The following is an 11,144-nucleotide window of genomic DNA, read 5'->3' as shown; positions in this document are numbered from 1 at the left end:
TCAGGGTCGCCCGCCGGTTGGCAGCGCGTCGCTGAAAAAGAAGCCCTCGGGACCAAGCTGCCGGTCCTTTTGGGAGACACGTGTCAGGGATACTCCGACCTGATATGTGTTTGGTCGCATAACCCTATGCGGCCTTTGGTTCAGGAGTGTGTGTGCGGGCAATTTCAGCCTGCAAAGTACGAGTTTGTCTGGGGGGTCAATGTGTTGACCGATGGAATGCGACGTTTTTCTCGCTGTGCACTGCGATTACGAGTGCCCAAGGGTCTCTCATTTATTTCAAGGCAAAGAACTGTTCCGTCAGGCGGGACTGCACGGGGGTACGCCCCGTCTGTTCGGAGATTAGAGGGGAAGGAATATTAATGACTATTCCTAATTCACTGGCCCGCGCAGCCAGAAACGCCGTCGAAACGTCGGCTTTATTGCGCGAGGCTCCAAGACCAACCGCCAAACCCAAGGCGCAACTGCGCCGATACGAGGTTTGCACGCTGCTCGATAACGGGGATATCGCGCAGACACGCCACATCGCACCAGCTCTGCCCATGTTCGAAGACGCGTTTTGCGCCTTTTCGCGCGGCTCGCTGGTCGAGACAGAACAAGGACCGATGGCAATCGAAGATCTGTTGCCGGGGGATACGGTCCTGACGCAGGATGGCACATCGGAAACCATCGTTTGGAAAGGGTCTGTCACCCTGATCCCCGGACGCGAGGATTCGCGGGGGCGCACACGACCTCTGACGCGAATCATGGCCGACACGTTTGGAATGCAAAAGCCGATGTCAGGCGTTATCGCAGGCCCGGCGGCGCGTTTGCTGGGGACACCTGCGCATTTGCGACACCTGCATGGCGACGCGCCGGTTTTGACGCCAATTGCGGAATTTCAGGATGGGATGAGCGTGATTGAAACAATGCCGCCGACTCCGGTGGAACTGTTTCACATTTGCCTCAGAAAACATTCGGTCATTCGGGTTGATGGTTTACAGTTCGAAACCTATCACCCAGGAGTAAACGCGGTTCGGATGATCAGCCATTCCTTGCGGTCGATTTACCTGAACCTGTTCGCGCATATCGAATCGCTGAGCGATTTTGGCCCGTTGCTGATGCCGCGCGCCGGAGACGGAGAGGTGGACGCGATCACTGCGTAAACGTTAACGATTACTGCATCCTGGGGGCATTATGCAGATATTACTAAGTTGGATTGTATCCTTGGCGGTCGCAGCCATGCTGCCGCCCTGTCAAACACATCAGAATCAGATGCGGTTCACGCCGTCCGGTTCATGCGTTCTTCCAGAACGTCGAATGGCACGCCTGGTTCGTCTTTTGCGCCGCGGATAACAAGCGACGTTTTAACGCTGGCCACGTTCGGCGTGGTCAGCAACTCTCCGGTCAAGAACTGCTGAAAGTTGCTGAGATCGGGGGCCACGCATTTCAGAATGAAATCTACCTCGCCATTCAGCATGTGGCATTCACGGACCAATGGCCATTCACGGCACCGGTCTTCAAAGGCGCGCAGCTCGGCTTCGGCCTGACTGTCCAGACCGACCATTGCAAAAACCTGCACCTCAAACCCCAGTTCGCGCGCGCTGACTTCGGCGTGGTATCCGGTGATATAGCCGGATTCCTCCAGCGTGCGCACACGGCGCAAACAGGGCGGGGCCGAAATCCCGACGCGTTTGGCCAGTTCGACATTGGTCATGCGACCGTCTGCCTGCAACTCTGCCAGAATCTTACGATCAATCTCATCCAGCCGCGTCGTGACCATAAAATGCTCCTGATTTTTTCGGTTCTTATATCAGCACCCACCGAGTGCGCAATAATGTTTCGCAGGGGCGCAATATTATTCGGTGACGGGTCGCGAATTTGCCCGCGCCTGGGAAAATGAGCCCGGACAGGAAAGGGCTTTAAGCCCTGCCCCCGCGTCGCTATATCGGGGCGACGGGCAAACGGCCCAATTCAGGCAGTTCGAGCGGGGGTACAATGGCCGACACACGACACACCAAGGTTCTGATCATCGGATCTGGACCGGCAGGATATACCGCAGGCGTCTATGCCAGCCGGGCGATGCTGGAGCCCATTCTGGTGCAGGGAATCGAGCCCGGCGGGCAGTTGACCACCACGACCGAGGTTGAAAACTGGCCCGGCGATACCGAGGTTCAGGGCCCCGATCTGATGGTGCGCATGCAGGACCACGTCAAGGCGATGGGCTGCGAGGTGATCGGCGATATCATCAACGATCTGGATCTCAGCCAGCGCCCCTTCACCGCCAAGGGTGACAGCGGGACCACATACACGGCCGATGCCGTCATTCTGGCGACAGGCGCGCGCGCCAAGTGGCTGGGCCTGCCGTCGGAAGAGAAATTCAAAGGCTTCGGCGTTTCGGCCTGCGCCACCTGCGACGGGTTCTTCTATCGCGGGCAAGAGATCGTTGTGATCGGCGGCGGCAACACCGCCGTGGAAGAGGCGCTGTTCCTGACCAACTTCGCCAGCAAGGTGACGCTGATCCACCGCCGTGACGAATTGCGGGCCGAAAAGATCCTACAGGATCGCCTGTTAAAGAACGAAAAGATCGAGCCGCTGTGGTTTCACCAACTGGAAGAAGTGGTTGGCACCGATGCACCTTTAGGCGTCGAGGGTGTCCGCGTGAAAAACGTCAAGACCGGCGAGATCACCGAGATCCCCTGCAAAGGCGTCTTCGTCGCCATCGGCCACGCGCCCGCGAACGAGTTGGTCAAGGACACGTTGGACACCCATATGGGCGGCTATGTCGTGACCAAGCCGGGCTCAACCGAAACCTCCATGCCGGGCGTGTTTGCGGCGGGCGACCTGACCGACCACATCTATCGTCAGGCCGTGACCAGCGCCGGAATGGGCTGCATGGCCGCGCTGGATGCGGAACGTTTTCTGGCGGAACAGGAATAAGTCTGGGGCCAGGGGTGTGGCTGAACCCCACACCCTTGGCCGTTTTTCCCGCACCTATGCAGGTCGGCTTGACCCTTGCCGGGCGGCCCCGCACACTCGGCCCTGACGAAGCATTTGCGGGTACTGGCATTGGACAACGCACTCTGGCGCGGCGGGTGGGCAACCCGGCTCAGGATCGGCAGCGGTCTGGTTCTGTTCGTCTTTGCCTTCTTCCACTTCATCAATATCGGTCTGGGCCTGTTTCACACCGACTATCTGCACGGGATGCAGGATGGCCGAAAAGCGGTCACACGGCATGATGTCGTCAGCGTCTTGCTCTATGCGGCGCTGATCGTGCATGCGGGGTTGTCGCTGGCCTCGATCGCCCAGCGCAGAACGCTCAGGATGCCGCTCAGCACCGCGTTGCAGATCGTGCTGGGCCTGCTGATCCCGCTGCAACTGATTTCCCACATCATTCACACGCGCGTCGCCCACGAGATTTACGGCGTCAATGATGAGATGGGCTATATCATCATCCTGATGTGGCCCAGCTCGGCAGTCTGGATGCAAAGCCTGCTGCTGTTGATTGTATGGGTCCATGGTTGCATCGGGCTGCACATGTGGCTGCGCCTGACGTCGTGGTGGTCGAAGACCGTGCCCTACCTGATCGGCGTTGCGGTCTTTGTTCCGTCGTTCGCGCTGGCGGGCGTTCTGACCGAGGGCCGGCGCATCTGGGCCGATTTCGCGGATGAGTTTCTGCGACAGCAATATATCGAGCATTACAACTGGCCCTCACCCGAAGCCTTCCAGACCATGTTCACGGTCAAGGATAACGCGGTTCTGGCCTTTCTGATCACTCTGGGCGCTTGCGGGGCCATCTTTGTCGGGCGCAAGCTTTGGCGTCGCAGGCATTCGGTTCGCATCAAATATGCACGTGGACCCGAGGTCGTCGCAGAAAAGGGCATGACCTTGCTGGAAATCTCGCAAGCCAATGGCATTCCCCACACCGCGCTGTGTGGCGGCAAGGGGCGGTGCACCACCTGCCGCGTCATTGTCGAAGAGGGCGGCACCCAGCTTGAGGCCCCCAGCGATGTCGAGGCCCGCAGTCTGGCAGCGGTAGGGGCCTCTGCGCAAACGCGGCTGGCGTGCCAGATTCGCCCGACCGAGCCGCTGACCGTCTTTCGCGTGTTTCGCCCCGACGGCGGGCGCAATCGGGGCCATGCAAGCCAAGGGCAGGAACGGCAACTGGCCGTTCTGTTTTTGGACATGCGGGGGTTCACGGCCCGCACGACCGGCCAATTGCCCTATGACATCGTCTTTCTGTTGAACCGGTTTTTCGATGCCATCGTTCCCGCCATTACCGACGCAGGCGGCATTGTCGACAAATACATGGGCGATGGCCTGCTTGCGGTATTCAACAAGCCCGACGCGGCGGCGTCAGCGAAGGCCGGGTTGCGGGCGGCGATAGAGATCAGCCTGGCGCTGGACAGCTTCAATCAACGGCTAAAGGCTGAAGGCAGCCCCGGCATCCGCATCGGTATGGGCTTGCATCTGGGCGATCTGGTGTTGGGTGAGATCGGCGCGGCGGGCCATGCCTCGCAAACGATTATCGGCGATGCGGTCAACGTCGCCAGCCGCCTGGAAAGCGAAACCAAGGCGCTGGGCGTCGAGTTGTTGGTGTCGGACGAGTTGCTGCAAGCCGCTGACCTGACAATCAACCCCGACCGCATCCGCCTGTTCCAATTGCGCGGCGTCAGCCAACCCGTACCGGCGCTGCCGGTCACCCGTGCCGCCGACCTGCGCGAGGCATCGGTGACACAAGAACAGGCATACTCTGGCTGACCCGAAATCGCATTCGGTCCGGAACTGCGGTCGCAATCCGACGTAGCATATGGAAAATCCTTCCATTTCGGAGGAAATCAGCGCATATCGTCCTTTGTTTCACAACCGCTTGTGGACTTCGGGCCAAAGTCGGGGCAAACGCCCCTCAAAAGACCGAGAATCACCGGCAATCCAACACTGCGACAAGAGTATTCTGATGACGATGTTAAGTAATCTGGCCCCGATCCCTGAATTGTATGTGTCCTACGAGTCGGCACAGAAACTGAAGGTCGACGCCGCCGATCTGACCAGCTGGGATCTGAGCCCGCGCCAAATCTGCGATCTGGAACTGCTGATGAATGGCGGGTTCAACCCGCTCAAAGGCTTCCTGTCCGAGGCCGATTACGACAACGTCGTCGAGAATATGCGTCTGGCCGATGGCACCCTGTGGCCGATGCCAATCACGCTGGACGTCAGCGAGGATTTTGCAGACAACATCGAGCTGGGTCAGGATATTGCCCTGCGCGATCAGGAAGGCGTTATTCTGGGCACCATGACCGTGACCGACCGCTGGACGCCGGACAAGGCACGCGAGGCTGAAAAGGTGTTTGGCGCCGATGACGACGCGCACCCTGCGGTGAACTATCTGCACAACGTCGCCGGTAAGGTCTATCTGGGTGGTCCCGTTGTCGGCATCCAGCAACCGGTGCACTATGATTTCCGCGCCCGCCGCGACACCCCGAACGAGCTGCGCGCCTATTTCCGCAAGCTGGGCTGGCGTCGCATCGTTGCGTTCCAAACCCGCAACCCGCTGCACCGTGCACATCAGGAACTGACCTTCCGCGCCGCCAAGGAAGCGCAGGCCAACCTGTTGATTCACCCGGTTGTCGGCATGACCAAACCGGGCGATGTGGACCACTTTACCCGCGTCCGCTGCTATGAGGCGGTGCTGGACAAATACCCCGCATCCACCACCTCGATGTCGCTGCTGAATCTGGCGATGCGCATGGCTGGCCCGCGCGAGGCGGTCTGGCACGGCCTGATCCGCGCCAACCACGGCTGCACCCATTTCATCGTCGGCCGCGACCATGCTGGCCCCGGCAAGAATTCCGCCGGTGAGGATTTCTATGGTCCCTATGATGCACAGGACCTGTTCCGTCAGTTCCAGGATGAAATCGGCGTCGAAATGGTCGACTTCAAACACATGGTCTATGTGCAGGAACGCGCCCAGTACGAACCGAATGACGAGATCGCCGACAAGGATAACGTCACGATCCTGAACATCTCGGGCACCGAACTGCGCCGCCGTCTGGCTGAAGGGCTGGAAATTCCGGAATGGTTCAGCTTCCCTGAGGTTGTGGCCGAGCTGCGCAAGACCAAGCCGCCGCGCAGCCAGCAGGGCTTTACCGTGTTCTTCACCGGCTTTTCGGGCTCGGGCAAATCCACCATCGCCAACGCGCTTATGGTCAAGCTGATGGAGATGGGTGGCCGCCCGGTCACGCTGCTGGATGGGGACATCGTTCGTAAGAACCTGTCATCCGAGCTTGGTTTCTCGAAAGAGCATCGCGACCTGAACATCCGCCGCATCGGCTATGTCGCGTCCGAGATCACCAAGAACGGTGGTATCGCCATTTGTGCTCCGATTGCGCCCTACGCCACCACCCGTCGCGCGGTGCGCGAAGATGTCGAGCAGTTCGGTGCTTTCTGCGAGGTTCACGTGGCCACCAGCATCGAGGAATGCGAACGGCGCGACCGCAAGGGCCTGTATAAACTGGCGCGTGAGGGCAAGATCAAGGAATTCACCGGCATTTCAGACCCCTACGACGTGCCCCAGAACCCCGAGCTGACGGTCGAGACCGAGAATGTGGATGTGGACAACTGCGCCCATCAGGTTTTGTTGAAGCTGGAAAGCATGGGTCTGATCGCCGCGACCTGATCTAAAGGCATACTGAATGAAAAGCCCCCGGTTCGCCGGGGGCTTTTTTGTTTCCAAACTGTCACCGAGCCAAGTTTCGTTGAGCCTTAGCCCAAATCGACCTGCCCGCGCATCAGGATATGGCCGCACCCTGCGACCTTAATCCCGGTCATGGCGTCAGGTGGTCCAACACAGGTTACAGTCGCCTGTCCGGGACGGCCCATATCGTGGCCTTGTTCGGCAATGAAACTGTCCTTGCCCATCAAGCCGTATTTCCAAATATAAGCCGCCATCGCGCCGGTTGCTGATCCGGTGAACGGATCCTCGGGCGGGCTGGGCGGTGCCAGCAACAGGCGCGAGAACGTGTCCCCCGCAGATGTCGCGCCTTGCAGCGTCACCAGAAACGGTTCCGCCATATCCGAGCCCGAATAGCCAGCGGCGGCGGCTACTTCTCGCAATGGCCCTTCATCCAGCCGTGCCGCGCGCAGGGCATCGTGATCGCGCAGGACCGTGATACAGAACGGCAACCCGGTGGAAACCAGTTGCGGCGGCGAGATAATGGCGCTTTCCGGCAGGCTGATGGCCGAGGCCACCAATTCCGCTGGAACATGTACGCCGAACTGCGGCGCGACTTGCGTCATTTCGATCTGGTCCCCGATCAACCGGATCGACACAATCCCGGCCCCGGTTTCCAGGGTCAGCGCATCGCCCGAAATCATCCCGCGCGACCGCATCGCGGCAACTGTCGCAATTGTCGGATGCCCGGCAAAGGGAATCTCACGGCTGGCCAGAAAGTACCGGACGCGAATATTGGCCACCTCGGACGGGCCGGTAAAGGTGCATTCTACCAGCGAGGTTTCCCGGACATAGGCCATGCACACATTCTCGGGCAGTTCCGCGCCTTCGTGCACCACGGCACAGCCGTTACCGCCAAAGGCCCGGGCGCTGAACGCGTCTACCCAATCGAAGTCAAACCAGCTCATGCGAAAACTCCCTGACACAGATGATGCGGCGGCATCCGCCTGTGGTCATGTGTCGCGCGTGTCGCTGGGAATGTCACGCCCAATCGGGCGTGACGGGGCCGTTCAGTGAACGGCCACCGGGGACAGGTCATGCTGTCGGGCCAGCACAAAGGCCAGCTTGCGGTCGGCCACCAGCGCCAATTGCTGGCCATCCGAGTCATGGACCGCATAAAGCTGATCCAGATCGCCTGCCTGATCGCGCAGATCACGCGGTAGATCGGCCACCTCAACCGTTTTGACATAAACGATACGGTCGCCTTCGGTGTTGATCTCAATCGGTGTATTCATTGCTCTTACCCCTTCCGTATGTTGATTGTCTGAACCACGGTTTCCGGCACGGCGCGGGTCAAATCCACATGCAGCAGACCGTTTTCCATGATCGCCTCACCGACCTCGACACCGTCTGCCAGCACGAACATGCGCTGAAACTGACGCGCCGCGATGCCACGGTGCAGGAATATGCGCCCCTCGCTGTCGTCGCGTTGACGGCCCCGGATCACCAGTTGGCGATCCTCGATCGTGATCGACAGATCCTCTTCCGCGAACCCGGCCACCGCCAGAGTGATGCGGTACGAAAAGTCCGAGGTCTGTTCGATGTTGTAGGGCGGATACCCTTCATTACCAGCCTTTGCAGACCGTTCCAGAAGGCGTTCCAACTGCTCGAACCCCAAAAGATGCGGGTAAGAGCCAAGAGTAAGTTTTGACACGTTTTCTCGTCCTTTATTGCCAAAGCGACGTGTTGTGCGGCCCCGTTCCGGCAACCGCGCATAATAGAATATGGGAAGAAACCAGGATGTCCACAAGGTCTGGCGCGATAACGTCTGACACACTATCTTGTTGATGACGCACCACAACCAGCCCGAGTCGCCAATGAACGCGCCCACCGACCTTTCGATGAAAACAGATGACGTTCTGCGGGTTGAGCTTGAGGTTTTCCGACGACAGCACCGCGATCTGGACGAAGCTATCGAGGCGCTGCAATCCACCGGAACGGCGGATCAACTGACGATCAAACGGTTGAAAAAGCAGAAATTGCGGCTGAAAGACATTATCCGTCTGATCGAGGATCGCCTGACCCCGGACATCATCGCCTAACGCATTGCCACGAAGGCGGATTTGGATATAGTGCGCGCTCTGCAAACGGGCGGGGATTTAGCGGATGGGTAACGTCAAGGTCGGGATCATCATGGGGAGCCAGTCGGACTGGCCCACGATGAAAGAAGCTGCCGATATTCTGGACGAGCTGGGTGTGGCTTATGAAAAGCGCATCGTGTCGGCCCATCGCACACCGGACCGTCTTTGGGACTATGGCAAAACCGCCGTTGAACGTGGTCTGAGCGTGATTATTGCCGGTGCAGGCGGTGCGGCACATCTGCCGGGCATGATGGCGTCGAAAACCCGCGTGCCGGTGATCGGTGTTCCGGTGCAGACGCGGGCCTTGTCCGGCGTCGATTCGCTTTATTCCATCGTGCAGATGCCCAAGGGGTTTCCTGTTGCCACCATGGCCATCGGGTCCGCTGGCGGCGCAAATGCGGGGCTGATGGCTGCCGGAATTCTGGCCCTGCAGGATGACGCTTTGGCTGAACGGCTGGATGCGTGGCGCGCGGCCCTGTCGGCCTCAATCGCTCAAGAGCCCGAGGGATGAGCCGCATCGGCTTTGTCGGAACCGGGCACATCGCAGCGCCGATGGTGCGTTTTCTGGCAGCCAAGGGGCATGACATCTGGCTCACCCAACGCAACGCTGAGGTCTCGGCGAAACTGAAATCGGAACTCGGCGTGACCGTCACGGACCCGCAAACCGTCATTGACGCTTCCGAGATCCTCTTTCTGTGCCTGCGCCCGCATGTGGCCGCCGACATTCTGACCCCGCTGACGTTCCGCGCCGATCAGCAAATCGTGTCGGTCATGGCTGCAGTCCCTTCGGATCAACTGGCCGAGCTTTGCGCGCCTGCGAAGGATTTTGTTCAAACCATTCCTCTGGGCTTTCTGGAAACCGGTGGGTGCCCTTTGGCTGCATTGGGCAATGATCGCCTGCTGGCCGATCTGTTCGAGCCGGAAAACCCCGTGATCAAGGTCGAGAGTGAGGCCGCCCTGAACGCCCATTTCGCGATTTGCGCCATGGTGCCGGGCCTGCTGGATCTGATGGCAACCGGTTCGGAATGGCTGGCCGGGCAGACAGGCGACGCAGACAGTGCGGAATTTTATACAACACAGCTGTTCTCGGGCTTTCTTTCCGCGATGGAAAAAGGCAAAGCGGGGCGACTGGCGGCCGAACGAGATGCGCTGGCCACCGATGGAACGCTGAGCCTGCAAATGACCGAGAGTTTACGTTCGGGCAAAGCACATGACGCGCTGAACGCGGCCCTGGCGGCGATTGGCAAACGGTTGGAGACCTGATGATGACAAAGATGCTCGCCCCCGGCGCAACGATTGGAATTCTGGGCGGTGGTCAATTGGGCCGGATGCTATCGGTTGCGGCGGCACGGCTGGGCTTTGTCAGCCATATCTATGAGCCCGGCGCAAACCCGCCTGCGGGACAGGTCGCAGATCGGGTGACAACGGCGGCCTATGACGATGCCGAGGCGCTGAAAGCCTTCGCGGAATCGGTCGATGTCATCACCTATGAATTCGAAAACATCCCCACCGAGGCGCTGGACATTCTGGAAGCCCACCGCCCCATTCGCCCCGGACGCGAGGCACTGCGGGTCAGTCAGGACCGCCTGACCGAAAAGACATTTCTTCAGGATCTGGGACTGAACACTGCGCCCTTTGCGGACATCACCGATATGGCCAGCCTTGAGGCCGCGATTGACCAGATCGGCGCGCCTGCCATCCTGAAAACCCGCCGCTTTGGCTATGACGGCAAAGGACAGGCGCGCCTGAGCACGCCCGAGGATGCCGAGACGGCTTTGGCCGACATGGCCGGAGCACCTGCGATTCTGGAAGGCTTCGTCAATTTCAGCCACGAGGTATCAATCATCGCGGCGCGCGGTCTGGACGGTCAGGTGGCCTGTTTCGATCCCGGCGAAAATGTCCATCGCGATGGCATTTTGCGTACAACGACCATCCCTGCCCGACTGCGGCCTGCGCAACGCAGCGACGCGATCCTGCTGGCGGCCAATATTCTGAACGCGTTGGACTATGTCGGCGTGATGGGTGTCGAGCTGTTTGTGACGCCAGAGGGCCTGATCGTGAATGAAATCGCCCCGCGCGTCCACAACTCGGGCCACTGGACGCAGAATGGCTGCGCCGTGGATCAGTTCGAACAGCATATCCGGGCAGTAGCTGGCTGGCCTCTGGGTGATGGCCAACGTCATTCGGACGTGGTGATGGAGAACCTGATTGGTGACGACATGGACCGCGTACCTGAATTGGCGCAGGAACGGGATGTCGCCCTGCATCTGTATGGCAAGGCCGAGGTCAAGCCGGGCCGCAAGATGGGTCATTTCAACCGGATCGTTCGGGGCTGAAAATCGCGCTGACGCGCGATG

At 59.7% G+C, this 11,144-nt stretch carries 12 protein-coding genes; 8 read left to right on the top strand and 4 right to left on the bottom strand.

Annotated elements, in window-relative coordinates; all coding sequences use genetic code 11:
• Positions 1-359: 359 nt before the first annotated feature.
• On the top strand, positions 360-1,142 hold the full coding sequence (locus ACR0MO_RS15065; RefSeq protein WP_170452653.1) for a Hint domain-containing protein: 783 nt from the start codon (positions 360-362) through the stop codon (positions 1,140-1,142).
• 116 nt (positions 1,143-1,258) lie between these two features.
• Here ACR0MO_RS15065 and ACR0MO_RS15060 read toward each other — a convergent pair whose 3' ends face one another.
• A complete protein-coding gene (locus ACR0MO_RS15060; protein ID WP_170452655.1) occupies positions 1,259-1,759 on the bottom strand; it encodes an Lrp/AsnC family transcriptional regulator in 501 nt (166 codons plus the stop codon).
• A 215-nt stretch (positions 1,760-1,974) separates the two neighbouring features.
• Here ACR0MO_RS15060 and trxB point away from each other — a divergent pair, with 215 nt between their 5' ends.
• The 3 genes from trxB to ACR0MO_RS15045 all read left to right on the top strand — a co-directional run bounded on the left by trxB (position 1,975) and on the right by ACR0MO_RS15045 (position 6,652).
• Positions 1,975-2,916, top strand: coding sequence for a thioredoxin-disulfide reductase (gene trxB / locus ACR0MO_RS15055; protein WP_480892087.1), 942 nt, complete (start codon positions 1,975-1,977; stop codon positions 2,914-2,916).
• A 129-nt stretch (positions 2,917-3,045) separates the two neighbouring features.
• On the top strand, positions 3,046-4,737 hold the full coding sequence (locus tag ACR0MO_RS15050; RefSeq protein ID WP_480892085.1) for an adenylate/guanylate cyclase domain-containing protein: 1,692 nt from the start codon (positions 3,046-3,048) through the stop codon (positions 4,735-4,737).
• 196 nt (positions 4,738-4,933) lie between these two features.
• Positions 4,934-6,652 (top strand): bifunctional sulfate adenylyltransferase/adenylylsulfate kinase, encoded by a 1,719-nt coding sequence (locus ACR0MO_RS15045; RefSeq protein WP_170452661.1) that lies wholly within the window; start codon positions 4,934-4,936, stop codon positions 6,650-6,652.
• An 86-nt stretch (positions 6,653-6,738) separates the two neighbouring features.
• Here ACR0MO_RS15045 and ACR0MO_RS15040 read toward each other — a convergent pair whose 3' ends face one another.
• The 3 genes from ACR0MO_RS15040 to ACR0MO_RS15030 form a co-directional block, all read right to left on the bottom strand.
• Complete coding sequence (locus ACR0MO_RS15040; RefSeq protein ID WP_480892082.1) at positions 6,739-7,614, bottom strand: PhzF family phenazine biosynthesis protein; 876 nt, start codon at positions 7,612-7,614, stop codon at positions 6,739-6,741.
• A gap of 102 nt (positions 7,615-7,716) precedes the next feature.
• On the bottom strand, positions 7,717-7,941 hold the full coding sequence (locus tag ACR0MO_RS15035) for a DUF1150 family protein (RefSeq protein ID WP_050604806.1): 225 nt from the start codon (positions 7,939-7,941) through the stop codon (positions 7,717-7,719).
• A 5-nt stretch (positions 7,942-7,946) separates the two neighbouring features.
• A complete protein-coding gene (locus ACR0MO_RS15030; RefSeq protein ID WP_058275530.1) occupies positions 7,947-8,360 on the bottom strand; it encodes an Hsp20 family protein in 414 nt (137 codons plus the stop codon).
• Between the two features lie 163 nt (positions 8,361-8,523).
• Here ACR0MO_RS15030 and ACR0MO_RS15025 point away from each other — a divergent pair, with 163 nt between their 5' ends.
• From ACR0MO_RS15025 to ACR0MO_RS15010, 4 genes are all read left to right on the top strand, one after another.
• Positions 8,524-8,748, top strand: a complete 225-nt coding sequence (locus ACR0MO_RS15025) for a DUF465 domain-containing protein (protein ID WP_170453145.1) — start codon at positions 8,524-8,526, stop codon at positions 8,746-8,748.
• Positions 8,749-8,812: 64 nt separating this feature from the next.
• Positions 8,813-9,298, top strand: coding sequence for a 5-(carboxyamino)imidazole ribonucleotide mutase (gene purE / locus ACR0MO_RS15020; protein WP_170452665.1), 486 nt, complete (start codon positions 8,813-8,815; stop codon positions 9,296-9,298).
• Positions 9,295-10,050: an NAD(P)-binding domain-containing protein gene (locus ACR0MO_RS15015; protein ID WP_480892079.1), complete on the top strand. Its 756-nt coding sequence runs from the start codon at positions 9,295-9,297 to the stop codon at positions 10,048-10,050. The genes purE and ACR0MO_RS15015 overlap by 4 nt, the downstream gene beginning before the upstream one ends.
• A gap of 2 nt (positions 10,051-10,052) precedes the next feature.
• Entirely contained in the window at positions 10,053-11,123 is a 1,071-nt protein-coding gene (locus ACR0MO_RS15010) for a 5-(carboxyamino)imidazole ribonucleotide synthase (protein ID WP_170736465.1), read from the top strand.
• Positions 11,124-11,144: the final 21 nt, after the last annotated feature.

The sequence above is a fragment of the Ruegeria sp. K5 genome, assembly GCF_056531805.1.
Note: the sequence above shows the minus strand (reverse complement) of the source record. Positions and strands in the feature narration are given on the sequence as shown.